Here is a 25593-nt window from a genome sequence, read left to right as displayed (position 1 = left end):
TGAAGATTACCCTCAATCCCGGCCGTGTGGCTCATCCCAGTCAAAGGCTGGGCCCAGCGAGATCACACCGCTTGGGTTAATGGTTTTGTGGCTGCAATAATAGTGATGGCGGATGTGCGGCAGGTTAACCGTGTCAGCGATGCCGGGCATCTGATAGATGTCGCGCAGGAAGCCACTGAGGTTACGGTAATCACTGATGCGATGGCGGTCGCACTTAAAGTGGGTGACGTAGACCGGATCAAAGCGCACTAACGTAGTCCACAAGCGCAAATCGGCTTCGGTAAGTTGATCGCCAGTGAGATAGCGATGCTGACCGAGAATCTGCTCAAGACGCGCTAAGGAGTGAAACAGCGATGTAACGGATTCATCGTAGGCTGCTTGCGAAGTAGCAAAACCGCTTTTATAAACACCGTTGTTTACCGTGTCGTAAACCCAGCTGTTCACCTCATCGATCTTTTCACGCAGGTCGGCGGGATAATAGTCACCCGCGCGGGCACCTTGCGCATCGAACGCACTGTTGAGCATACGCATGATGTCGGCGGATTCATTGCTGACGATGGTTTGCTGAGTTTTATCCCACAGCACCGGCACGGTGACGCGACCGGTGTAGTGCGCATCGGCGTGCAGATAGAGCTGATAGAGAAATTCTTTTTGATACAACGCGTCGCCAGTGGCGTCAGGGAAACTGGTGTCGAAGGTCCAGCCGTTTTCCAGCATCAGCGGATGTACCACCGAAACCGAAATCATCTCTTCCAGTCCCTTGAGCTGGCGCATTAACAGCGTGCGATGCGCCCACGGGCAAGCAAGAGAGACATAAAGATGGTAACGACCGCGTTCAGCAGCGAAGCCCGCTTGGCCGGTTGGGCCGGCGCTGCCATCGGCGGTAACCCAGTTACGCCAGACGGCGTCAGAGCGTTTGAAGCGGCCACCGGTTGACTTCGTATCGTACCAGGTGTCATGCCAGACACCGTCAATCAGCTGTCCCATAAGCCCTCCATAATAAAAAAGGGCGAGGAAAATCCCCGCCCCTGTCATTCAGTATATGTGTTCTCGGACGCTTATGCTGCTTAGCGTGCGGCCGCTGGCTGGACGCGCTGACGAATCAGACGGTCAATGCTGTAAGCCCCTGGACCTACCAGACCCAACACCAGGAAACCGCCGGCGATGGAGAGGTTTTTCATGAACATCAGCTGGTTAACACCTTCCGCAAAGTTGCTGTGGAACAGGAACGCCGTCAGCAGGGTGAAACCCGCGGTGAACAGTGCGGTAAAGCGCGTCAGGAAACCGAACAGAATGGCCAAGCCGCCGCCGAACTCCAGCAGGATAACCAGTGGCAGCAGGAAGCCAGGGACGCCCATCGCCTGCATGTACTGTGCGGTACCCGCATAACCGGTGATTTTGCCCCAGCCTGCGGTGATAAACAGAATGGTCATCAATACGCGTGCTACCAGCAGGCCTGAGTCTTCGAATTTTTTCATCATCTACTCCAACAAGGTTTTTGTTGCAGGTTGTTGGCCTGCGGGTTTTGAATCCCCTTGAACCGGCTGTTTTAGTTCAGTGGGCTGATGGAGGGAGATAATAATCGCAGGTTGGAATAGTTGTAAGCGAGATATACTGTCAATGTTGTTCAGTAAATTTGAGGGGGCGAAACCGAACCTTTACGATCCGGTTTTAAATAGAGGGATTAGCGTGTATTTAAGGTGGATTTGATCATGCGCCAGGTGCTCCAGGCGCCGAAGCCGCGCTTGGCCCAGCGCAGCAGGCGATTGGGGCTGCGAATCGACCAGATGGCCAATGCGCTGCTCCCGATTGCCAGGTAGCGGCGCATGCCAATGAAGGTCAGCCAGCCACGATCGTATTGCGCGGTGCTGGCTAGCCAATCGCGTCCATCGGCGCTGAGATCGAGTCGCTGTTGCTGCACCTGATTAAGCAGTTCGTGAATGCGTGCTTCACGTTCGCGGCGGCTCATGAGCGATCTTCCTCCAGCAATTTACGATCGGTATCCAGCTCTTTACGGGTGTGGCGTAACAACGTTGACTGGCGTGACTTGTACAACGTCCACAAACCAAAGATCAGCGCCAACGCAAACAGTACCGCGGTGGTGATAGCAATAGCCATCAGGCGATATTGCGCATCTACCGCCCAGATGATCAGTACCATCAGGCTCATAAGACCGAAAGCGGTAAACAGCATGGTGAGGCCAACCATCATCAGCATCTGAATCAGGTTTGCCTTCTCCTCTTCCAGTTCCACAATGGCCAGTCGGACACGCGTCTCGACCATGCTGACCAGCGTGGTAACTATCCGTTGACCGATGTTAAAGACCCCTTTGCCGGGGCCGTGGCTTTGCTGACTATCACTCATCATTAACGCCGTGAGATTAGAATGCCGATGAGAATACCTACCGCTGCACCAATACCCACGCCGTGCCACGGATTATCACGCACGTATTCGTCCGCTTTTTCCGCCGCTTCACGCGTAGTTTGTGCAATACGTTCGCCGGAATCGCCGAGGCGTTCACGGGAGCTTTCAATAGCACCGCGCGCTTTATGACGCAGTTTGTCCAGCTCACCTTTGGATTTATCTGCTGAGCTACTCAGCACTTCTTCCAGGGTATCAGCCAGATTTTTCAATTCAGCGCGCAGATGTTCAGATGTTGTTTCTTTAGCCATGGAAATCTCCTTTTACAGCATTTAGTTAAGTCCGATTAATAAGGCTCAGCTTCAAGCTTTTTCAGTTCGTGCCGCGCCTCTTCTAGCTTACGTTCGCGCTTCTCGATTTTGTCCTTGTCACCGTCCTGACGCTCTTCTTTCAGCTCACGCTCACGCTCGGCGATTTTGTGCTTCTGCTCAGCGATGCGTTCGCTTTGTGCAGATTTCAATTTCTCATCGGTGCAGCCTGCACGGACTTCGGTCAATGCGCGCTCCAGCCCGGTTACGCGGCGCTGGTTGTTATGCTGCTTCGCCATATCGATCTCACGTTGAATGTCCTGCTCTTTTTGTTGGCAGAGCGATTCAGCCGCCAGCAGCGAACCCGAGAGTGAGAAAAGAATAGCACCTAGCAGTAATTGACGTTTCATCAGGTTGTGACCTTCCATTGTTAATAACCTGCCAGAGATCAGACAGGAGGGGCTTCCCAGCATGTCTTAGGCTTACGCTACCTCTAAGAATAGACAGCAGATGAAAAAATTCAAAGAAGACGCGGGGATAGCGAGGATTAGCTCACCGCCTGGCTTAACGTCAAGCGGTGAAATTTAGCTGTAAGTGGGGCGATTGGCGTCTGGATATTGCTGTGACGCCTGCGGACCCGCCGCCACGACAAAGCCTTGTGGCAACAGGCGTCGCAACACTTTTTGTGCTGCCAGGCTCTGCTCTTCATTCTCAAAATGAATCACCAGCGCATCGCCAGAAGGCGTAATACTTTTGATACGCACGCCTTGCGCGGAAAGTTGCTGATAGAGGTAAAAACCATCGGGCAAATTGGTGCCGCTATTCGCGACACGGATTTGCACCACGGTTTCGTGCTGCATCAAATTCGGCACGAAACAGACCGCCAGCAGCGCCAACGCGCCGCCTAGCACCCAAGGCAGGAAACGCCTTGGGAATCCACGGAGGTTAATCATGACTGTGAATTCCCGTTACGCGTTGATTGACGTTTACGCCATAGCACCACTAAAGAACCGACCAGGCCAATCACCAGCAGCACCAGCGGCAGCAGCATCAGGCACAACATCAACTCATCTTCGTAACGACGGAAAATCGGGGTTTTGCCCAGTGCGAAGCCCAACACGGTCAGGATTAGCACCCACAGGAAGCCACTTACCCAGTTGAAGAACTGGAAGCGCGCATTACTCAGGCCAGAAAGCCCGGCGATGGTGGGAAGCAAGGTGCGGACAAAGGCAATAAAACGACCAATCAACAAGGCTGATAAGCCGTGGCGATGAAACAAGGCGTGCGCGCGCTGGTGATATTGCGCCGGCAAATGCGATAACCAATTTTGTACGGTGGGCGTATTACCGAGCCAGCGGCCCTGAATGTAGCTCACCCAGCAGCCAAGGCTGGCGCCGGTGGTCAGAATCAGCAGAGTCAGCGGGAAACCCATCGTGCCTTTCGCAATCAGGACACCGACCAGAATCAGCAAACTGTCGCCCGGTAGAAAGGCGGCGGGCAGCAGTCCATTTTCCAGAAACAGAATCATGAACAGCACGCCATAAATAGCCCAAACCAATGTTGGGTCGGAGAGCATTTCGTAATCCTGCTGCCATAAGGCATGCAGCAATGCTTGCAAAATATCCATCAATCATTCCTGAACATCATTGTTAAACGTGCCCGTGAGGGGCTTAGGCGCAGACTGGCGTTGGTTATACATTTTAGATAAGCAGCCTGAGCAGGAGTTTCCGGATCCTTCCAGAATTGATTGTTAAATCAGCGACTTTTTAAAGCCCTGTCGCAAAGGGTAATAAAAGGGCGATAACTGTAACAAAAATAACGTTATCCAGACAGGGGAAAGTGCCTGCCGCACAGGAGTTTTACCTTTAGACGCAGGTGGTCAAAAGGAGCTTTACATGAGCTGACACTATTGCAGACTAACTGACTTTTTCGTCAGCAAAACGCCTGAAAAATAAGCAGGATCAGCGTGCGTTGTCGCTACCTTCTGGAAGGATGACTGGATTTTCCGCAAACATGTAACGGTCGACGTTGAATTCGAAATCGTCAGTGGTGGCGTTAAACAGCATCTGTTTAGTATTTTCCAGATGTTGCCACATTGCCAGCTTACTGGCGGCGGGATCTTTGCGGATCAGGGCTTTGAGGATCTGGTCGTGATCGTCACACCAGCTGGTGATATTTTTGGCATCAATGTGTTCATGCAGCTTCAGCCAGTAAGGATTATGCAGGCGATGCAGCCACATCTTTTCGACAATCGCCGCTAAGGCGCTGTTTTGTGTGGATTGCGCGATGCGCACATGAAACTCCATATCCCACGCAGAATCGCGAGAATGGTCTTCCTGACGCGCTTTCTCCTGAATCGCCATCAGTGCCACGATATCCTGACGCGTCACCTGCGTGGCGGCAAACTCGGCCACGTTGCTTTCAATCAGCTGACGCGCCTGCAATAACTCGAAGGGGCCAAAATTGGCGAACTCCAGTTGGCTCGACGTCACCACGCGATTCTGCTGCTGGCTGCTGATCACGTGAATGCCGGAGCCTTTACGCACCTCCACATAACCTTCCACTTCCAGCATGATAATCGCTTCACGTACCACGGTTCGGCTCACCTGCATCTCTTCCGCGATCAGACGCTCGGCAGGCAGTTTGTCGCCGACGCGGTAGTCGCCTGCTTCAATGCGGCGTTTAAGCTCGCTAGCAAGCTGTTGATAGAGGCGTCGTGATTCGGTCAGGTCCATTGCGCGGTCCGCTGTGAAAAAAAGTTGAGTTGTTATACCACTTCAGTCGCACAGAGGAAATGGGCTGGCTGATGCCAGCCCGATGAGCTTATGTGCCTACCGCGGCGGATGGCACGGCAGGCTGATCGTCGAGTTCAGAAACCGGTTGGTTTTTAAGAACAGTCCAAATGACAACTGCGCCTAACAGATCAAACACCGCCAGCGCCGCAAACAGCGGGCTGAAACCCAGCGTATCGGCCAGCGCACCCACCACCAATGCAAACATGGTGCTCGCCGTCCAGGCCGCCATGCCGGTTAAGCCATTCGCGGTAGCCACTTCGTTACGGCCAAACACATCTGAAGAGAGGGTGATCAGCGCGCCAGAAAGCGCCTGATGGGCAAATCCGCCGACGCACAGCAGCGCAATGGCGACATAGGGACTGGTGAACAAACCGATGGTGCCCGGAGCAATCATCAACACCGCGCCCATGGTGACCACCAACTTGCGCGAAACGATGAGATTGACGCCAAACCAGCGCTGGAACAGGGGTGGCAAGTAGCCGCCAACGATGCAGCCGAGATCGGCGAACAACATTGGCATCCAGGCAAACATAGCGATCTCTTTCAGATTGAAGCCGTACACCTTGAACATAAAGAGGGGAATCCACGCGTTAAAGGTTCCCCATGCCGGTTCTGCGAGGAAACGCGGCAGCGCAATGCCCCAAAATTGACGATTGCGCAGGATCTGGCGCGCCGACATCTTCTTATTGTTGCCGGTTTGATGCTGTAGCTCCTGGCCGGCAATGATGTAGTGACGCTCCTCATCGCTCAGCTTGGTTTGCTGTTTGGGATGCTTGTAAAACACCAGCCAGCAGATTGCCCACACCATGCTCAGCACGCCGGTGATAATAAACGCCATTTGCCAGCTATGCGCCATGATTGCCCACACGACTAACGGCGGTGCCAGCATTGCGCCAATCGACGATCCCACGTTGAAATAACCCACCGCGACAGAACGCTCTTTGGCCGGGAACCATTCGCTACTGGCTTTTAAACCGGCAGGAATCATGGCTGCTTCTGCTGCGCCCACCGCGCCGCGCGCCAGCGCAAAGCCGCCCCAACTGCCCGCCATCGCAGTGGCCGCACAGAAGATTGCCCACATCACGGCAAATACCGCATAGCCGATTTTGGTGCCGAGCATATCCAGCACGTAACCGGCCACCGGTTGCATGATGGTGTAGCAAGCCGAGTAAGCGGCGACGATATAAGAATATTGTTGTGTAGTGATACCCAGCTGCGTTTCCAGCGTGGGGGCGGCGACGGCAATGGTATTGCGCGTCAGGTAACCGAGCACGGTGCCCAGCGTCACCAGCCCAATCATATACCAGCGTAGCCCTTTGATCTTACGCATTATTAACCTCATCCAGTCTGTCGTTGCGGATTTACCGCTGTAGTTATCTGGAGCGGGAAAGCGTGAACAATGCCGTCCACTCCCGCAGTTCCTTGCCTGTGCCATAAAGTCCGGTAGCAACGGGGCGAGAGGTTAACTTGTTATACAGCCTCAAAAGTTGAATGCCATCACATAAACCTTGCAGCTCGTGTGTGTAAGGACTAAAGATCGCTAAAACAGCCATTTAACGCCATATTCACAACAGGGATGTCCATATACCCACAGTGAAACTGTCATTATTGTGAGTCGCATCGCAAACAATTTTGCCGTTTGCTTGAATTGGTATGATAACTTTTAGGTAAAGCCATCTGGCTATAAAATGAGGAAGCAGGTATGTCGCGTTTTATGAGTGAGGATTTTCTACTCGATACCGAGTTCGCCCGTCGTCTGTACCACAACTACGCTAAAGACCAGCCGATTTTCGACTATCACTGTCACTTACCGCCGCAGCAGATTGCCGATAATTACCGCTTTACCAACCTCTATGACATCTGGCTGAAAGGCGATCATTACAAATGGCGTGCGATGCGAGCGAACGGCGTGCCGGAAGCGTTATGCACCGGCGATGCCAGCGATCGTGAGAAATTTAACGCCTGGGCGCGTACCGTGCCGCATACCATCGGAAATCCGCTCTATCACTGGACACACCTCGAACTGCGTCGTCCTTTCGGCATTACCGATGTGCTGCTGAACGAACAGAGCGCTGAGCGTATTTGGCAGCAGTGCAATGAATTGCTGGCGCAGGACGCATTCAGCGCGCGCGGCATCATGCAGCAGATGAAAGTGAAAATGGTCGGCACGACGGACGATCCGCTTGATGACTTACAGCATCATCGCAAGCTGGCGCAGGACAGCAGCTTTGACGTTAAAGTGCTGCCGAGCTGGCGTCCGGACAAAGCTTTCAACATTGAACTGGCGAGTTTCCTGCCGTGGATTCAGCGCTTAGAGCAAGTGGCGGATGTCAGCGTGCTGCGCTTTGACGATCTGCGCCGCGCCTTAAGTCTGCGACTTGATCACTTCGCTGCACATGGCTGCAAAATCTCCGATCACGCGTTAGATGTGGTGGTGTTTGCTGAAGCGGATGAAGCCACGCTGGATGGCATTCTGGCGCGCCGTCTGCAAGGTGCTGCGCCTTCCGCTGAAGAGACGGCCCAATTTAAAACCGCGGTGTTGGTATGGCTCGGCAGCGAATATGCACGCCGCGGCTGGGCGCAGCAGTACCACATTGGGGCGCTGCGTAATGCCAATCGTCGTCAGTTCGATCTGCTTGGCCCAGATGTTGGCTTCGATTCGATTAACGATGCGCCGCTGGCGATTCCGCTGGCGCGCTTGCTGGATGCGCAAAACCGCAATAATGCGCTGCCAAAAACCATCCTTTACTGCGTTAACCCGCGCGACAATGAAGTGCTGGCCACCATGGCGGGCAATTTCCAGGGCGAAGGCGAACCGGGCAAAATGCAGTTTGGTTCGGCGTGGTGGTTCAACGATCAGTTGGATGGCATGCAGCGGCAGATGACGCAGTTAGCGCAAATTGGCCTACTGAGCCGCTTTGTCGGCATGCTAACCGACAGCCGCAGCTTCCTCTCCTACACGCGCCACGAATATTTCCGTCGCCTGCTGTGCCAAATGATGGGCAATTGGGTGGCGCGCGGCGAAGCGCCGGCCGACGAGGCGTTGTTAGGGCGGATGGTACAGAACATCAGTTTCAACAATGCGCGCGATTACTTCGGCATTGAGCTGGGAGCCTAATGATGCAGCACCTCAACCGCCACAATTTCCCCGGCGCGCACTATAGCGAGCGCGTCATCCAGTTTGGTGAAGGTAACTTCCTGCGCGCCTTTATTGATTGGCAGCTCGACTGGCTCAATCAGCATCACAACACCGATGCGGGCGTAGTGGTGGTACGGCCGCGCAACCGCGTGGTGGAAGAGACGCTGAATCAGCAAGACGGCTTATACACCACGCTGATTCGCGGGCTCAATGCGGCGGGCGAGCAGGTAAGTGAAGCTCGCCTTATCCGCAGCGTGAATCGTGAAATTCAACCTTATCAACAGTTTGACGAATTCCTTGCGCTGGCACGCGCGCCACAAATGCGCTTTGTCTTCTCCAATACTACGGAAGCGGGCATCGCCTTCGCTGAGCAGGATCGGCTGGACGATGCGCCCGCCTCATCTTTTCCCGGCAAACTCACGCAGCTGCTGTGGGCGCGCTTCAACCATTTTGCCGGCGCCAGCGATAAAGGTTGGCTGGTGGTGCCGTGTGAACTGATCGATTACAACGGCGATACGCTGCGTGAACTGGTGCTGCGCTACAGCAAACAGTGGCAGCTGCCGCCGGAGTTTTCCCGCTGGGTGCAGGATCATTGTGCGTTCTACAACACGCTGGTGGACCGTATTGTCACCGGTTATCCGGCGGATAGCGCGGCGATCGAAGCGCAGTTGGGCTACAAAGATCGCTATCTGGTGGCGGGCGAAGTCTATTACCAGTTTGTGATTCAGGGGCCAAACATGCTGGCGCAAGAGCTGAAGCTCGACACGCTGGCACCGGAAGTGAAGTTGGTGGATGACATCACGCCGTACAAAGCGCAGAAAGTGGCAATCCTCAACGGCGCGCACACCGCGCTGGTGCCGGTGGCGTTTCAGGCCGGGCTGGAGAGCGTCGGTGAAGCAATGGATGACGCGCAGATTGCTGGCTTCGTCGAGGCGCTGCTGCGCGAGGAAGTCATCCCGACGCTGGATCTGCCGCGCGATGAGCTGCACGCTTTTGCCGACGCAGTGCAGCGCCGTTTCCGTAATCCGTTTATTCGTCATGCGTTGCTCTCAATCGCCCTCAACAGCATGACCAAATTTCGCACCCGTTTGCTGCCGCAGCTTTTACTGTCGCAGCAGCAAAACGGGCAGTGGCCTTCGCGCCTGACCTTCGCCTTTGCCGCGCTGCTGGCTTTTTATCGTGGTGCAGAGGGCGAACGTCACTGGCCACTGCAGGATGACGAACACTGGCTGCAGCGTTTTGCTGAACTGTGGCCCGCAGTACAGAACGATAAACAGACTCCGGAGCAGTTGGTACGCGCGGTACTGAGCGATGCCAATCACTGGGGCGAAGATCTCACTCAGCGGCCCGGATTAGTGGCTGCGGTCAGCCAACACCTGCAAAACATCATCGTCCACGGGATGCGGACGGCGTTGACACAACTGAGATAACGCTATGCAAGATGCCATTAGAATACATTCACGCGACAACGTTGCTGTGGCGTTGCGCGATTTGCCAGCCAATACCCAGGTCGAAATCAATCAACAGGCGATCACCTTGCAGCAGGAGGTTGGGCGCGGCCATAAGTTTGCGCTGCAGCCTTTAGCCACAGACGCGCTGGTGATCAAATACGGTTTGCCCATTGCTCATGCCACCCAGCCGATTGCGGCGGGTGAGATTATCCACTCCAGCAACGCGCGCACCAATCTGAGCGATGTAGACGAATACGATTATCAGCCCGATTTCCTTGAGCTGCCGCCGCAAGCAGGCGACCGTGACGTGCAGATCTATCGCCGCGCCAGCGGAGAAGTCGGCATCCGTAATGAGTTGTGGATCCTGCCCACCGTGGGTTGCGTAAATGGCATCGCGCGGCAAATCCTGACGCGCTTTATGAAAGAGACCAACGATGCCGAAGGCATTGATGGCGTGCACCTGTTCAGCCATCCGTTTGGCTGTTCGCAGCTTGGACAGGATCACGAGAACACCCGCACCATGTTGCAAAATATGGTGCGCCATCCCAATGCTGGCGCAGTGTTGGTGATTGGCCTTGGCTGCGAGAACAACCAGGTCGATGTGTTCCGGGAAACGCTCGGTGGCTTCGATAGCGATCGCGTGCAGTTTATGGAGTGCCAGAAGCAGGACGATGAAGTGGAAGCCGGGCTGGAACGCCTGCACGAACTTTACACTGCGATGCGCGCGGATCAACGTCAGCCGGGCAAACTCAGCGAGCTGAAGTTTGGTCTGGAGTGCGGCGGTTCGGATGGTTTTTCCGGTATCACCGCCAATCCCATGCTCGGCTGTTTCTCTGACCAGATGATTGCTAACGGTGGTACCACGGTGCTGACCGAAGTGCCGGAGATGTTTGGTGCCGAGCGTATTTTGATGAGCCGCTGCCGCGATGAAGCCACCTTTGAAAAGACCGTGGCGATGATCAACGACTTCAAACGCTACTTTATCGATCACCAGCAGCCAATCTACGAAAATCCGTCACCGGGCAACAAAGCGGGCGGCATCACCACGCTGGAAGAGAAGTCACTTGGCTGCACGCAGAAAGCTGGCCAAAGTCAGGTGGTGGATGTGCTGAAGTACGGTGAGCGCTTGCATACGCCGGGACTGAATCTATTAAGTGCCCCGGGTAATGATGCTGTGGCAACCAGCGCGCTGGCGGGGGCGGGCTGTCATATGGTGCTGTTTACCACCGGCCGCGGCACGCCGTACGGCGGTTTTGTGCCGACGGTTAAAATCGCCACCAATACGCAGCTGGCTGAGAAGAAGCCGCACTGGATCGATTTCAATGCCGGGCGTTTGATCGAAGGCATGAGCATGACGGAGATGCTGGAGGATTTCGTCGATATGATTGTGGCGATTGCCAATGGCCAACCGGCGCGGAATGAAACGAATGATTTCCGCGAGTTAGCCATCTTTAAAAGTGGCGTGACGCTTTAAAACCCGGTGCGCATCAATGCGCACCCTACGGATTCGCGTAGGGTCGCCATTTATGGCGACCTGGGGCAATGATTATTCGGAGACCGTACGACGCGGCTCACGCTCGGCTTCGGCCTGGCATACGGCTGCGGTAAACAGAATATCCGTCGAGGAGTTCAATGCGGTCTCGGCGGAATCCTGCAGCACACCAATAATAAAGCCCACTGCAACCACCTGCATTGCCAGGTCGTTCGGAATACCAAACATATTGCAGGCCACTGGAATCAGCAGCAGCGAACCGCCAGCCACGCCGGATGCGCCACAGGCACACAGCGAAGCCACCAAGCTCAACAGAATCGCAGTCGGTACATCCACCGAAATGCCCAGCGTATGCACCGCTGCCAGCGTCAACACGGTGATGGTGATCGATGCACCCGCCATGCTGATGGTGGCACCAAGCGGAATCGATACCGAATAGGTGTCTTCATCCAGATTGAGACGCTTAGCCAGCGCCATATTCACCGGGATATTCGCCGCCGAACTGCGGGTAAAGAACGCGGTGACGCCACTTTCTCGCAGGCAGGTAAACACCAGCGGATAGGGATTGCGGCGGATCTTCTGGAACACCAACATCGGGTTGATTACCAGCGCCATAATCAGCATGCAGCCGAGCAGCAGCGCCAGCAGATTGGCGTATTCCCAGATGGCATCAAAGCCGGTTGAGGCGAGGATAGATGCCACCAGGCCAAAAATCCCCAGCGGCGCACAGCGGATCACACAGCGTACCACCCAGGTTGCGGCATTGGACGCATCATTGAGAAACGCTTTGCTACTGGGGCTAGCATGACGAAACGCCAGACCTAAGCCCAGCGCCCACACCAGAATGCCGATGTAATTGGCGTTCATCAGTGCTTCAATCGGATTGGAAACCATGCTGATCAGCAAGCCGTGTAGCACTTCGGTAATGCCCGAAGGGGGCGTGATTTGCGTGGCTCCAACATTCATCGAGAGCGTCTGTGGGAACAGATGGCTGAAGATCACCGCCACCACGGCAGCAAAAAAGGTGCTGAGCAGATACAGCATGATGATCGGGCGGATATTGGTTTTCTGTCCCTGCTGATGGTTGGCGATCGAGGAGATAACCAGCACCAAAACCAGCAGCGGCGCGACGGCTTTCAGCGCCCGCACGAACAGCTCACCCAGCAAGCCAACGGCTAATGCGGCATCGCGCGAGAACCACGCCAGCGCCACGCCCGCCACCAGGCCAATCATGATTTGTTTTACCAGGCTGCCTGCGAACAGCGCGCCCAGACGTCCAATAAAGTTGTTTTGCATATCACAGTCTTTTTATTCGCGGTCATGAGTGTTGTGCGCGGTTCCACCACGCGCAACGGTTTGCCCGGCGGAGTATAAGGAAAAGAGCTTATGAAGAAAGAGATAATTCTGTGCATGCGCAGCAGATCGGTTTTTTGATCTGCTGATGATGGGAAGTGTGACAGATATATAAAAGGCGAAGGTTGCCACTGGCGAAACAAAGCAGGGGCGATTAGCGCCCCTGCAGAAGATTATGGTGAGATCTTCTTCTGGTCGTTTCTGTGGTTCACCCAGGCGTTGATCAGCAGCGTGCCGCCGAGAATCACGCCCACCACCGTCAGCGAGATGCCGACTGGAATGTGATAGAACTCGACGATCAGCATCTTGATACCGATAAACACCAACACAATCGCCAGGCCATATTTCAGCATTGAGAAGCGCTCAGCCACGTTGGCTAAAAGGAAGTACATGGCACGCAGGCCGAGAATCGCGAACAGGTTTGAGGTGAGTACAATGAACGGATCGGTGGTCACCGCGAAGATCGCGGGGATGCTGTCCACGGCGAAAATCACGTCACTCAGTTCGACCATGATCAGCACCAGCAGCAGCGGCGTGGCGAACAGCACACCGTTTTTGCGGGTGAAGAACTTCTCACCGTCAAGGCTATCGGTCATACGAAGATGCTTGCGCAACCAGCGTACCACCGGCTTATCACCGACCGCGCTGTCATCTTCCTCTTTCGCCAGCGCCATTTTAAGGCCGGTGAACAGCAGGAAGGCGCCGAAGATATACAGAATCCAGCTGAACTGCACCACAAGCCAGCTACCGGCGAAGATCATAATGGTACGCAGCACAATCGCGCCTAATACGCCATAAATCAGTACACGACGCTGTAGGTTGGCTGGAACAGCGAAGTAGCTAAACAGCATCAGCCAGACAAAGACGTTATCAACCGCCAGCGCTTTCTCTAATACGTAACCGGTAAGGAACGCAAGGGTTTGCGCGGTAGCGACTTCGCGCCCGGCGGTGCCATCGAGATACCACCAGAAAGCGGCGCTGAACAGCAGTGAAACGGAGACCCAAATCAGCGACCATATAGCCGCTTGCTTGAATGACATGGTTTGTGCGCCGCGTCGGCCCTGTAATAGCAGGTCAATCGCCAGCATGATGATCACTACGACAGCGAAGCTGCCCCAAAGTAACGGTGTGCCCACTGAGTGCATAGTCGTATCCTTTTCCAGACATAAAAAAAGCGGCTGAGGTCAGAAGACGTCAGCCGCTTTGATCGTGCTGCAAGCAAACCTCGCCTTCCGGCAAGGTCTCACTTACAACGCAGAATAGATTCCGGGTTGCCTGACGACCGGATGCGTGTTGCATGTTACATAGCGCATCGTAATGACGATCAATCAGCTTACAAGTTACTCCCCTTTGCAGCGCTCAACATACGGAGTTGAATCATCGCTTTCAAGAGGCTGCGGAAATGTTTTGCAATATTTACACTTCAGCCCGATCTGCCGGGAATACTACGCCCGTCTGGCGGCGGATTTCGGTGAGCAGCGCCGCCGTAATGCGCGAGGTTTCTAACGCCGCGTGCTCAACGTCACCGGCTTCAACTAATCCGGCAAAGATCTCTGCTTCATACAGCATGGTATTGATGTGCTGCGGCTGCGTCAGGTTTTGGCTCTCACCGCCGCGTGGAATAAAGCGCAGCTGCTGGCATTCGGCGATCTTTTCAATCACCAGCGATCCCGCTTCACCCTGAATTTCACTCGGAATCAGTGAATCGCTAACTTTTGAGTGCAGCAAGGTGACATCAAAGTCGCCGTAGCCCAGCACCACCACACCATGCGCATCAACGCCACTTTCCAGCAGGGAAGCTTGCGCTTTCACCTGTTGCGGTGCGCCCCACAAGGTGACGGCCGCGGCCAGGCAGTAAAAGCCGATATCCATGATCGAGCCGTTCGACCATTGCGGATTAAAGGTATTCGGATTCTCACCATCAAGATAGCGCTGATAACGCGACGAATATTGGCAGTAATTGATTAATGCCTTACGCAGTTTACCCAGCTGTGGCAGTGTTTTTTGCAGTTGCAGGAACGTTGGCAGGCTGGCGGTTTTAAAGGCTTCGAATAGCACCACCTGATGCTGACGTGCGCAGGCAATCATCGCCTCGGCTTCACGCAGGTTAGACGCCATCGGCTTCTCGCAAATCACATGCTTACCGTGCGACATAAACAGTATCGCCTGTTCACTGTGCAACGCATTCGGGCTGGCAATATACACCGCATCGATTTCACTGCTGGCGGCAAGTTCATCCAGTGAGGTGAAGGTCAGCTTGCAGGGGTAATCCACCACAAAGGCATCGGCCTGCTGCTGATTACGTGAATAAACGCCGCTCAACTTCATCTTGCCGGTTTCATGCGCGGCGTCGATAAACTGGCGGGTAATCCAGTTAGTTCCCACGATGGCGAAACGAATCACGTGCTGCTCTCCTGCTAAAGTAAAACGGCAGAGTAACATGTTCATCTGAGTGCCAGGCAGGCGAAATTTGATCCTGAGATCTGCATTCCAATATGATGATGCCGCACAACTTTTTAACCGACTAGCGGGGACGCGCGGGTGAGTGGAAGTAAACATGCTCTGAACTGGACCACATTACTGATCGCCATTCCCGTTGGATGTGTGGCTTCGCTGGTAACGCTGGCATTTCGCGGCGTGATCGAATTGATCAACCACCTACTTTTTAACAGTGATAGTGAAATCACCGTGGCAATGCATGTCTGGCCATGGATCTTCTGGCCGCTGCTGGTAGGGGCGGGCGGCGTATTAGCTGGTTTCTTCCTGCGCTATGCGGTGGCGATTGAAAAACAGGAAACGGTGCAGACCGATTATCTGGAAGTGATCAACGCCCGGCTTGATGCGGTACCCACGAAAACCTCGTTGTTCCGTGCACTCTCGTCAATTGCCAGTATCGGCAGCGGCGCGTCGATTGGTAAAGAGGGGCCGATGGTGCAGCTATCGGCGCTGAGCGGCAGTTTAATTGGCCGCTGGCTGCCTGCCTCATTCAATCTGCGCAATAGCGATATCGTGGCGATGGCCGCTGCCGCCGGGCTTTCGTCGGTGTATCACGCCCCGCTGGCATCGGCGATATTTGTGGCGGAAATCGCTTTTGGCATCTCGGCGCTGCAACGCTTGATTCCGCTGATAGTCTCGTCGGCGGTGGCGGTGATGACCATGTGGTCGCTGGGTTTCCGCAGCGCGCTATATCCATTATCCGAAGCACTATTTCAGATGGATATCAGCAGTTTGCTGATGACACTGCTGATTGGTTTTGTCGCCGGTATCGCCGGGTGGCTGCTGATCAAACTGATTGCCCGCAGCAAAGCGCTGTTTGGCCGCGTGCGTTCGCTGCCGCTGCGGTTGGGTGCGGGTGGGTTGGCGGTGGGCTTTCTGGCGCTGATCTCTACCGATATTCTCGGTAATGGCTACGAAGTGATCGTGAAAATTATTGATGGCCAGTATGTACTGATGGGCTTGTTAGGATTGCTGCTGCTGAAAACGCTGGCGACCACGCTGTCGGTTGGGTCCAATGCGGTCGGCGGGCTATTTACCCCTTCATTGTTGATCGGCGCACTGCTCGGCGTGGCACTGGCGCAAATGGGCGTGATGCTGCATTTACCGGTCGGCAATACCTTGCTGTATGCGGCCATCGGCATGGCGGCGGTGCTGGCGGCGGTCAGTCAGGCACCGTTAATGGCGATGCTGATGGTGTTAGAGATGACGCTAAATAGCAGCCTGCTGTTCCCGATTATGATCGCGTCGGTGTTGGCGTCAATGGTGGTGTATCGCCTGCAATCTTCCAGCACCTATCCGGTGGTGAGCAGTCATTTCAGCCGTTCCGAAGCTAAATATGACTTCGATAACATGCGTGTCGATCAGTTGATCATTCCCGGCGCGGCGCTACAGCCGGAAGAGTCGGTTGGGCAGGCGCTGGCGGTGAGCTCACTCAAGCGTGAACGTTATGTTTATGTGATTAATAGCGAAGGACAATTTCTCGGCGTGGTGTCGATTCACGATATTTCACGCAAGGTGTTAGCGCAGGAGATTACCCTGCATTCACCAGTGAGTAGCGTGATGGACAATAATTTTCCCTGCATTTATCAAAATCAAAGCATGCGCGAAGGTTGGGAAGCCTTTGCCCGTGTCACGCTTGAGCGTTTACCGGTGCTGAATAATCCGCAAGAGCGCCGTTTTATGGGCGCATTGACGAAAACCAGCCTGATTCAAAAAGCGCAGGAGTTTCTTTAAGCCGCGTTGCCGCGCATCGCCTGGTCGGTCATCCACAGGCGGGCGTCAAACTCCAACTGATGATAATCCGGTTCCATGTGGCAGCAGAGTTGGTAAAAGGCTTTGTCATGTTCTTTCTCTTTCAGATGAGCCAACTCGTGTACCACGATCATACGCAGAAATGCTTCCGGTGCGAGACGGAAGAACGTGGAGATGCGGATCTCCGCCTTGGCTTTTAGGTTGCCACCTTGCACGCGCGAAATCGCCGTATGCAGCCCTAATGCGTGCTTCATCACCTTGATCTTATTGTCCCAAATCACTTTGCTCACCGGTGGCGCGCTGCGCATGTAGCGGTTTTTCAGCGCCTGCGTGTAATCATAAAGCGCCCGGTCGCTGACGATATTGTGCGTATTGGGATAGCGTTGCTGGAGAAAGGAACCTAAACGCTCATGTTCGATCAGTGTCTGAACCTGCTCGAGGATGTTTTCAGGGTAACCCTGCAGATAGATTAATGACATTGGGATTCCCGGCGAAAGACAGTATACTGCGCCCCCTTTTTAGGGCGAAAATCGCGCAAAGTGTACCACGCCGGAGATTCCATGAGCCAACTTGAACTGACCAATCGCACGCTGACGCTGCACCGCTTCCCGCCCATGCGTGAGGAAAGCCCGCTACAGGCATGGGATTCCGCCGATGAATATTTGTTGCAGCAAGCGCTGCCTGAGGGACCGGTATTGGTGTTCAACGACAGCTTTGGAGCCTTGACCTGCGGACTTGGCGCGCGTCCCGTGTGGCACGTCAGCGATTCGCTGCTGAGCGAACAGGCGGCGAAACAGAACCTGCGTCTCAATGAGATGGATGAAGATCAGGTGCACTTTATCGATAGCCTGGCACCACTGCCAGCCGCGCCGGCGGTGGTGATGATCAAAATCCCCAAAGCGCTGGCTTTGCTGGAGCATCAATTGCGAGCACTGCGCGAAGTGGTCACGCCAGACACACTGATTTTGGCGGCGGCGAAAGCCAAGGATATTCACAACTCCACGCTGCAACTGTTCGAGCGTATTCTGGGCGAGAGCAAAACGTCGCTGGCGTGGAAAAAAGCGCGTCTGATTTACAGCCGCTTCACCGCGCCTGCCTTAGTGGATCAGCCTGCGACCACGGTTTGGCCGCTTGACGATTCTGAATATCAGATCCACAACCATGCCAACGTGTTCTCCCGCGCCTCGCTGGATGTTGGCGCGCGTTTCTTTATGCAACATCTGCCCTTTGACATTGAAGGCGAGATTCTCGATTTGGGCTGTGGCAATGGCGTGATTGGCTTGCTGGCGCTGGAACAGAACCCGAATGCGGATGTGCTGTTTTATGACGAATCTTACATGGCGGTGGCATCAAGCAAACTGAACGTGGAAGTGAACCGCCCGCAGGATATGGCGCGCTGCCAATTCCGCGTTAACAACGTGCTGAGCGGTTTCCCCTCGGATCGTTTGCATGCGGTATTGTGCAATCCACCTTTCCATCAGCAGCACGCGGTGACCGATCATCTGGCGTGGCAAATGCTGCGTGATGCGAAACGCTGCCTGCAATACGGCGGCGAGTTGCGCATCGTCGGCAACCGCCACCTCGGTTATCACGTCAAAATGAAAAAGCTGTTTGGCAACTGCGAGCTGGTGGCGTCCAACGCTAAGTTTGTAGTGCTGCGTTCGGTAAAACTGCGTTAATTACACGCTCAGCGCCAGTTCGGTTGCCTGAGCGATGGCGCGGCGAGCATCCAGCTCCTGCGCCACATCCGCACCACCAATCACGTGTACTGATTTACCTCGCGCGCTCAGCTCGTCCGCCAGCAGACGCAGCGGTTCCTGCCCGGCACAAATCACCACGTTATCCACCGTCAGCGCGATTGCTTCACCCTGATGGCGCAGATGCAATCCGGCATCATCAATCTTTAAATACTCGACGTCGCCCCACATTTGCACGCCGTGCGCTTGCAAGCTGGCGCGGTGGATCCAGCCGGTGGTTTTCGCCAACCCGGCGCCCGGCTTACCGGATTTGCGCTGCAGCAGCCAGATTTGTCGATCGGCGGGCTGTGGTTGTGGCGCCATCAATCCGCCACGCGCCTGCAAGCTGCGATCGATGCCCCAGCTTTGGTAGAAATCGTCATGGCTGGCTTGATGCAATAAAAACTCGGCGGTATCAAAACCGATGCCGCCCGCGCCAATAATCGCCACGCGTTTTCCGACCGCTTTTTTATCGCGTATCACGTCGAGATAGCTCAGTACGCTGGGATGGTCGATGCCGGGAATCGCCAGCTGGCGCGGTACAATGCCAGTGGCGATGATCACTTCATCGTAGGCTTCCAGTTCGTTAGCGTTCACGTAGTGTTCAGTCTTTATCGCTACGCCAGCGGCGGCGAGTTGGTGGCGGAAATAGCGCAGCGTTTCACTAAATTCATCTTTGCCAGGAATCTGGCGGGCGATATTAAACTGCCCACCAATCTGCGCATCGGCTTCGTACAGCGTAACCTGATGGCCGCGTTGGGCCGCCTGCAGCGCGAATGCCATGCCAGCGGGCCCTGCGCCAACCACCGCCAGCTTTTTTGGCTGTGCGGTATTGATCACCGGCATCAGGGTTTCGTGACAGGCGCGCGGATTCACCAGACACGAGGTGACTTTGCCGACAAAGATTTGATCGAGGCATGCCTGATTACAGGCAATGCAGGTGTTAATAGCATCGGGATGGCCGTTTGCCGTCTTGCGGACAAAAGCCGCATCGGCGAGGAACGGGCGCGCCATCGATACCATATCGGCGATGCCGTCACGCAAGAGTTGTTCCGCAACATCGGGATGGTTGATGCGATTGGTGGCGATGACCGGCACCGAGACACGTTCGCGCAGATGCTGAGTAACCCAGGCAAAACCGGCGCGTGGTACGCAGGTGGCGATGGTAGGAATGCGCGCTTCATGCCAGCCAATACCGCTGTTGAATAGTGTGACGCCACACTGTTCCAGCGCTTGTGCTAGCGCCAGCGTCTCATCCAGCGAGCTGCCGTTATTGACCAAATCGAGCATCGACAGGCGGAAGATAATGATGAAATCGCTGCCGACGGCATCGCGCACCGCTTGAGTGACTGCTAATGCAAAACGCTGGCGTCGCGCCACATCGCCGCCCCAATCATCATTACGCTTATTGGTATGTGCTACCAGAAACTGGTTAATCAGATAACCTTCCGAGCCCATGATCTCGACGCCGTCATAGCCGGCCTGTTGCGCCAGTTTGGCGCAGTGTGCAAAGTCACGAATGGTTTGCTGAATATCGTCATCGCTGAGCGCTTGCGGCGTAAAAGGATTGATCGGCGCCTGCAGCGCGGAAGGCGCAACCAGATCGCGTTGATAGCTGTAGCGTCCAGCATGCAAAATTTGCAGCGCAATTTTCCCACCTTCGGCATGGACAGCATCGGTGATGACGCGGTGCCAGTCGCACTGACTTTCCTGGTTAAGGATGGCACCGCCTTGAGCCACCACGCCTTGTGGGTTGGGCGCAATGCCGCCGGTGACAATCAGCGCCACGCCTTCGCGTGCGCGTTCAGCATAAAAGGCGGCCAGACGTTGAGCGCCTTCAGCATGTTCTTCCAATCCGGTATGCATTGAACCCATCAGGAAACGGTTTTTGAGCTGGGTAAAGCCCAAATCCAGCGGGGCGAACAGGTGGGGATAATGTTCAGACATGATCACATACTCAGAAAGTGGTCGGATGAGTGAACTTTACCGGGATTTTATTGGGAAGGAAATGTGTGGCGTTCAGCCTGTGAGAAGCATCAAAAAAAAGCAGGGCGGTAAGTCGCAGACGAAAGTATCGGACTTCTTTCGCCAGGCACGGGAAGAAACCTACTCGCCCTGTAAGAGCATGAAAAAGGGGCTAATAAATTAGCTCTGTGGTTATTAATTCCTTTAAAACTCAATCTTTGTAAAAACTGTCCGGGGTGAGGACAGGGCATATCATGCCAGATCACTACGCGATTAATCCGCAAGACTGGTCTTGATTTTTCTTTTAACACGCACCGTTGCGCCGGGCGAGTTCAATGATATCAACCAGATTTTTCGACTCAAGCTTTTGGAATATTTTTGTTTTATAAGTACTAATGGTTTTATTATTTAATCCCAGCTCGAAAGCGATGATTTTATTTGATTTCCCCTGTGCTAATTGTCGTAAAATCAAATGTTCACGCTCCGTTAGGCGAGACAGCATGTCTTGCTCATTCGCATAACGCTGACGTTTATCCAGAATATCGCCCGGTAGATAATTCACGTTGTTAGATACGCATCCAATAGCGGCGATCAGCGTTTGAATAGGATCGTATGTAGACACGAAGCCATTAGCTCCCTGACTAAGCGACTGTATAGATAAATGATTATTACCGCCCTGGCTTATCAGGATCACTTTCATCCATGTCTTTGATTTAACGATATCACGTAAAAATGCGATGCCATTTTTTTCTTTAAAGTCAGGATCTAATATGAGTATGTCGATGTGATGATGAATGATATCATCAATTCCATCGTTAATTGTGTGCGCTGTAGTGACACAATTAAAACCATTCATTAATAATAAAGCCTGCACGCCGGCGGCAACCAAACGATGCTCATCAACGATGAGGATTTTTGCATTAAACATATATCTCCCTTTAACGACACCGTAATGATGACGCTGGCGGCCATTATGTCCGGCGAAGTAATAGGGCGAACCGAGAAATGTCTCGTTAAGATTATGATTCTATAAAAACTGATTATTTTTCAGACGAACTTCTGCAAATTCTATTAATGATTGATTTACGCGATCTATTTCCGTGGCAATTTTTAGAATTAACGCTTCTACATCGTGTGCCTCCTCTTGATGCCTCTCCAGTTGGCGACCTAATTGCACCAGCGCCTGCGCATTGAGAATAGCCGCGCCGCCTTTGAGTTTATGGCCAAGTTGCGACAAGGTGCTGGGTTCCTGCGTTTGCTGCATTTCCGCCAGTAATGTTGCATGGCTGGTGCGAATGCTGGAGAGTAATTCCAAGCAGCTCTCAACATCTCGCTCGGCAAGTTGCGTCAGGAGCGGCGGGAAGCTTGTGATGCTCGTAGCCACTAACTCAGCAGCGTTAACCGTTTCTTTGGTTTCACCAATAACCCGAGTTTGTCCCGAATGGGCCTGGCTGCGGCGTGTGCAGTGTGCAATCTGTGCCAGCAATCGATCAAGATTCAGGGGTTTGAACAGGCAGTCATCCATTCCCGATTTTAAACAGCGCTGCATAATGTGCTGCTCTGCAGAGGCCGTTAGCCCGAAGAGCATAATGGGCGGTAATTGTTGCTGCTGTTCATATTGGCGCAGCGCCTCAGCAAACTGAAAGCCATTCATTCCCGGCATATTGCAATCGGTAATAATCAAATCAAAGCGCAGCGGCTCTTGCTGCCACAGCGTTAACGCTTCTGCAGCACTTTCACTCACTACAACCTGATGGCCTGACAACTCAAGCTGTTTGCCGAGTAGTAAGCGGTTAGGGGCATGATCATCAATTACCAGCACCGACAACTTGTCCGAAAGCAGGGGCTGTGACAGGTGTGGCTGCGTCTGATCGCGTGGTTCGCCCAGCGGCGCACGGAAGTAAAAAGAGAACACGGCACCTACGCCTGGCGTACTCTCGACAATCAATTCGCCATCAAGAAGATGGGCCAGATTACGGCAGATACTTAAACCTAATCCGGTGCCAAGTTGTTGTTGATGACGTTCGCCCAACTGTACAAAGGGCTCGAAGATGGCATGTTGTTGATCTTCTGTCATGCCGCAGCCGTTATCGCTCACCTCTATGACGAATTCGCTGCCTTCCTCTTCCTGCGCGATGCCTTGCATGAGTACCACGGTGACCGTACCTTCTTCGGTAAACTTAATCGCGTTGCTCAAAAGATTAGAGAGAATTTGGTTGATCATCAGCGGATCGGTTTTCACCCAGTAGGCAGCAATATCCATCTCCACACGCAGCTCCAGACCCTTACTTTCTGCCTTATTACGAAACAGTGCGACTGCCTGTTCGATCACATCCGGCAAATAGACGGTTTCTGGCGTTGGCTGATACATACCGGATTCGATCTTCGAAAGATCGAGTACATCACCAATTAACGACAACAACGCGTGTGCTGAACTGTAGGCAACACGAATATTCTCTGAAAGTGACTCTGCCGGTTGCGATCGGGTTTCCAGTTCCAGCAACCCAATAATGGCATGCAACGGAGTGCGGATCTCATGGCTCATGCTGGCAAGGAATTCACTTTTCGAACGATTCGCTTTATCCGCAATATCTTTGGCTAGCTGTAACTCTTGCAACAGCGCATTGCGTTCGGTGACATCCAGCCAGCCGCCAATGACACCAGCCACATCGCCAAGACGATCGCGAAACGGTAGCGTCCAGTTGTAGAGCTGAAAGGGTTGTTGATCAAACACCATATGAATATCGCGCATCACGGCTTCGCCATCGCGTAAGGTTTGCTGATAGCCATCTTCAATACTTTGGATACTGGCATTATTGCCCGTAAACACGTCGGACAGTCGTTTGCCAATCACTTCTTCTCGCCGGAAATTCATAAAGCGCAAATAAGCTTTATTACAGTCAACCAACCGGGTGTTTTTGTCGCGAATATACATAGCGACGGGCGATTCATTAAATAATGTATGGGTGAAATTAAGCTGATTTTTCAACGCATTTTCGGCTTGAATACGTTGCTGAATCACTTTACGTAAATGTCGGTTCCACAGCAGAATCAGCATAATTAACCCGGCGGAAACCATCACGATCATGAGGATCGCTTGTTTATAGTTTTGCCATGATGCGCTGAGAAACGGCGTTTCTGCCTGACGCCACTGTGCCAGCAGTGTGAATAGAGTTTCGGGTGGAATAGCTAATAAGGCTTTGTTGATGATACTCACCAGCATTTCATTACCGGGTTCAACGCGCATCACGAAACGCGCTGGTTCTGCGCCGAGTGTGCTTTCAACCACTAACTTATCGCCGAAAGGATTACGTAGCAGATAATCTGCAAAAATTTTCGGTAGCACCACCGCATCAATCTTATGCTCTTGCAGCTGGCGCAAGGCATCAATGGGATCATCACTCTTAGCAAGGTTCAGATTGGGATAATGCTGCTGCATCCACTCTTTCATCGCCCGATTATTTAGCATCAACGCTGAGCCAAAGGGGAAGGTCTCGCGACCAATAATCGTGCGGGGCTTCTGATTACGGATAATTACCCAATGCGATACCAGCCACGGGCGTGTTCTCAGCGCAGGACTCGCCTCATCCTCCCGTTCAAGGATGTCGAGTGGGAAGAGCCGTGGAGGTACGTAACTGCTGCTGCTCTCGGGAGGCTCTTCAGGTAAATGGGCGTGAAAGCTGAGGCCTGTGAGGTTAGTGATCAGCTCCAGGACATCGACGACCATGCCGCGAAATGGCATTTTGTTGGAGCGACTGCTAAGAGGGGCCAGCGCCATCGGCAGGGATGTATCAATGCGCATATGCTCCTGCAGCCACTTCTCCTCTTCCTGCGTTAAGGCCAGCGGATTGCGCTGCAAAACATGGTGGGCATCAAGCTGCCAGCGTTTGGCTATCTGCATGCGAATGGCGAGGGGGATTTGCGGTAATGCCTGATTAATCGCCGCCGCCAGTAAGGGTAAGTGCGGGCTTATGCCGAAGCTAACATTCATCGGAATGCTGTGCTCATCGGGCACCACTTTTAAGGCATTAGCAAAGAGATAACGATTGAGATGGTTTAGTGTTGCGGCATTGCCCCACACTTTTCCCGTTTGACCAAAAACCACTGAAGCCACGGCATCGTAATTGCCAGGGAAGCGCACCAAAGGCTCATTTTTATAGGTGCGCTCCAGATACTCGCGCAGCGGTGGCGCGCCAGACCAGGCAATACGCTGTGCAAAAGTCTGACTCAGACTAAGCGGATGATCGGCTTTGTAACCCATTACGCTGTAGTCCAGCATCCATGGCGTACTGGCGATCAGCGGTTGTGGCAGAGATGAAGGATAAACCACATTGATCGCCAGCATGTGCATTTCGCCAGTCATCACGGCATTTTGCGCAGCGCTATGGCTGGGGTAGTGATACAGCTCGATAGTGGTGTCGAGCATACTTTGAATCAGGGAGAGGTAATCGGCACTGAGCCCTTCAAAACGTCGCGTATCGGTATCCATAAATAAAGGGGGTTGTGGCTGGCCCGCCACAGCCACTTTAAGCACTTTATTGCGAAATCCAGAAGCAATCGGCTCTGCTAATTGCAGGGCTGGCTGTGCAGTGTCATATCTCGCCAGCAGTTGCAGTGTTTTTTCCGTAGCGAATAATGAGCAGGAGAATAACGAAACAAGCAACAAAATTGCACAGCGAAAAGTAGTGAGCTGATTAGACACGGCACCATCTCGAAAAAATGAATTGCATTAATTTCAGTAAGGA

At 53.6% G+C, this 25593-nt stretch carries 22 protein-coding genes; 5 read left to right on the top strand and 17 right to left on the bottom strand.

All coding sequences use genetic code 11. From position 1 onward, the window contains the following. Positions 1-12 precede the first annotated feature (12 nt). The 10 genes from ACRQ84_RS12795 to ACRQ84_RS12750 form a co-directional block, all read right to left on the bottom strand. On the bottom strand, positions 13-987 hold the full coding sequence (locus ACRQ84_RS12795; RefSeq protein ID WP_483816287.1) for a glutathione S-transferase family protein: 975 nt from the start codon (positions 985-987) through the stop codon (positions 13-15). Between the two features lie 80 nt (positions 988-1067). Further along, positions 1068-1478: a DoxX family protein gene (locus tag ACRQ84_RS12790; RefSeq protein WP_064738422.1), complete on the bottom strand. Its 411-nt coding sequence runs from the start codon at positions 1476-1478 to the stop codon at positions 1068-1070. 206 nt (positions 1479-1684) lie between these two features. Then, positions 1685-1969: a YqjK-like family protein gene (locus tag ACRQ84_RS12785; protein ID WP_064738423.1), complete on the bottom strand. Its 285-nt coding sequence runs from the start codon at positions 1967-1969 to the stop codon at positions 1685-1687. Beyond that, complete coding sequence (locus ACRQ84_RS12780; protein ID WP_196762318.1) at positions 1966-2364, bottom strand: phage holin family protein; 399 nt, start codon at positions 2362-2364, stop codon at positions 1966-1968. The genes ACRQ84_RS12785 and ACRQ84_RS12780 overlap by 4 nt, the downstream gene beginning before the upstream one ends. Before the next feature lie 2 nt (positions 2365-2366). Further along, positions 2367-2672: an ElaB/YgaM/YqjD family protein gene (locus ACRQ84_RS12775; protein WP_007890363.1), complete on the bottom strand. Its 306-nt coding sequence runs from the start codon at positions 2670-2672 to the stop codon at positions 2367-2369. A 35-nt stretch (positions 2673-2707) separates the two neighbouring features. Continuing rightward, positions 2708-3079 (bottom strand): DUF1090 domain-containing protein, encoded by a 372-nt coding sequence (locus ACRQ84_RS12770; RefSeq protein WP_155726371.1) that lies wholly within the window; start codon positions 3077-3079, stop codon positions 2708-2710. Positions 3080-3253: 174 nt separating this feature from the next. Continuing rightward, entirely contained in the window at positions 3254-3622 is a 369-nt protein-coding gene (mzrA, locus tag ACRQ84_RS12765) for an EnvZ/OmpR regulon moderator MzrA (RefSeq protein ID WP_483816286.1), read from the bottom strand. Next, on the bottom strand, positions 3619-4296 hold the full coding sequence (locus tag ACRQ84_RS12760; protein WP_064738427.1) for a DedA family protein: 678 nt from the start codon (positions 4294-4296) through the stop codon (positions 3619-3621). The genes mzrA and ACRQ84_RS12760 overlap by 4 nt, the downstream gene beginning before the upstream one ends. A gap of 334 nt (positions 4297-4630) precedes the next feature. Then, positions 4631-5404, bottom strand: coding sequence for a transcriptional regulator ExuR (gene exuR / locus ACRQ84_RS12755; RefSeq protein ID WP_483816285.1), 774 nt, complete (start codon positions 5402-5404; stop codon positions 4631-4633). 88 nt (positions 5405-5492) lie between these two features. Next, on the bottom strand, positions 5493-6794 hold the full coding sequence (locus ACRQ84_RS12750; protein WP_064738429.1) for an MFS transporter: 1302 nt from the start codon (positions 6792-6794) through the stop codon (positions 5493-5495). A 372-nt stretch (positions 6795-7166) separates the two neighbouring features. Here ACRQ84_RS12750 and uxaC point away from each other — a divergent pair, with 372 nt between their 5' ends. The 3 genes from uxaC to ACRQ84_RS12735 are packed head-to-tail and all read left to right on the top strand — an operon-like array spanning position 7167 to position 11528. After that, entirely contained in the window at positions 7167-8582 is a 1416-nt protein-coding gene (gene uxaC / locus ACRQ84_RS12745) for a glucuronate isomerase (RefSeq protein WP_483816284.1), read from the top strand. Between the two features lie 2 nt (positions 8583-8584). Next, complete coding sequence (locus tag ACRQ84_RS12740; RefSeq protein WP_483817927.1) at positions 8585-10033, top strand: tagaturonate reductase; 1449 nt, start codon at positions 8585-8587, stop codon at positions 10031-10033. 4 nt (positions 10034-10037) lie between these two features. Further along, the gene (locus ACRQ84_RS12735) at positions 10038-11528 is read left to right on the top strand and encodes a UxaA family hydrolase (RefSeq protein WP_483816283.1); all 1491 of its coding nucleotides are present in this window, start codon (positions 10038-10040) and stop codon (positions 11526-11528) included. Positions 11529-11600: 72 nt separating this feature from the next. On the opposite strand, the gene sstT is transcribed toward ACRQ84_RS12735, so the two are convergent. From sstT to ACRQ84_RS12720, 3 genes are all read right to left on the bottom strand, one after another. Next, a complete protein-coding gene (gene sstT / locus ACRQ84_RS12730) occupies positions 11601-12842 on the bottom strand; it encodes a serine/threonine transporter SstT (protein ID WP_483816282.1) in 1242 nt (413 codons plus the stop codon). 230 nt (positions 12843-13072) lie between these two features. Then, the gene (locus ACRQ84_RS12725; protein ID WP_483816281.1) at positions 13073-14044 is read right to left on the bottom strand and encodes a TerC family protein; all 972 of its coding nucleotides are present in this window, start codon (positions 14042-14044) and stop codon (positions 13073-13075) included. Between the two features lie 271 nt (positions 14045-14315). Beyond that, the gene (locus ACRQ84_RS12720) at positions 14316-15302 is read right to left on the bottom strand and encodes a Gfo/Idh/MocA family protein (RefSeq protein WP_483817926.1); all 987 of its coding nucleotides are present in this window, start codon (positions 15300-15302) and stop codon (positions 14316-14318) included. A 138-nt stretch (positions 15303-15440) separates the two neighbouring features. Here ACRQ84_RS12720 and ACRQ84_RS12715 point away from each other — a divergent pair, with 138 nt between their 5' ends. Beyond that, the gene (locus ACRQ84_RS12715; protein WP_483816280.1) at positions 15441-17129 is read left to right on the top strand and encodes a chloride channel protein; all 1689 of its coding nucleotides are present in this window, start codon (positions 15441-15443) and stop codon (positions 17127-17129) included. Here ACRQ84_RS12715 and ACRQ84_RS12710 read toward each other — a convergent pair. Then, on the bottom strand, positions 17126-17626 hold the full coding sequence (locus ACRQ84_RS12710; RefSeq protein ID WP_064738435.1) for a M48 metallopeptidase family protein: 501 nt from the start codon (positions 17624-17626) through the stop codon (positions 17126-17128). The two genes, ACRQ84_RS12715 and ACRQ84_RS12710, sit on opposite strands and share 4 nt — an antisense overlap. Before the next feature lie 81 nt (positions 17627-17707). Here ACRQ84_RS12710 and rlmG point away from each other — a divergent pair, with 81 nt between their 5' ends. Next, a complete protein-coding gene (gene rlmG, locus ACRQ84_RS12705; RefSeq protein ID WP_064738436.1) occupies positions 17708-18826 on the top strand; it encodes a 23S rRNA (guanine(1835)-N(2))-methyltransferase RlmG in 1119 nt (372 codons plus the stop codon). On the opposite strand, the gene ACRQ84_RS12700 is transcribed toward rlmG, so the two are convergent. The 3 genes from ACRQ84_RS12700 to ACRQ84_RS12690 all read right to left on the bottom strand — a co-directional run bounded on the left by ACRQ84_RS12700 (position 18827) and on the right by ACRQ84_RS12690 (position 25511). Continuing rightward, positions 18827-20830 carry a 2,4-dienoyl-CoA reductase FMN-binding domain-containing protein gene (locus ACRQ84_RS12700; protein WP_483816279.1) on the bottom strand — a complete coding sequence of 668 codons (2004 nt, stop codon included), beginning with the start codon at positions 20828-20830 and terminating at the stop codon, positions 18827-18829. A 322-nt stretch (positions 20831-21152) separates the two neighbouring features. Then, positions 21153-21776, bottom strand: a complete 624-nt coding sequence (locus ACRQ84_RS12695) for a LuxR C-terminal-related transcriptional regulator (RefSeq protein WP_483816278.1) — start codon at positions 21774-21776, stop codon at positions 21153-21155. Positions 21777-21875: 99 nt separating this feature from the next. Beyond that, on the bottom strand, positions 21876-25511 hold the full coding sequence (locus ACRQ84_RS12690; protein ID WP_483816277.1) for an ATP-binding protein: 3636 nt from the start codon (positions 25509-25511) through the stop codon (positions 21876-21878). Positions 25512-25593: the final 82 nt, after the last annotated feature.

This window comes from Pantoea sp. E2023-21, assembly GCF_051302795.1.
In the GTDB taxonomy this organism is placed as follows: Bacteria; Pseudomonadota; Gammaproteobacteria; order Enterobacterales; family Enterobacteriaceae; genus Pantoea; species Pantoea ludwigii_A.
Note: the sequence above shows the minus strand (reverse complement) of the source record. Positions and strands in the feature narration are given on the sequence as shown.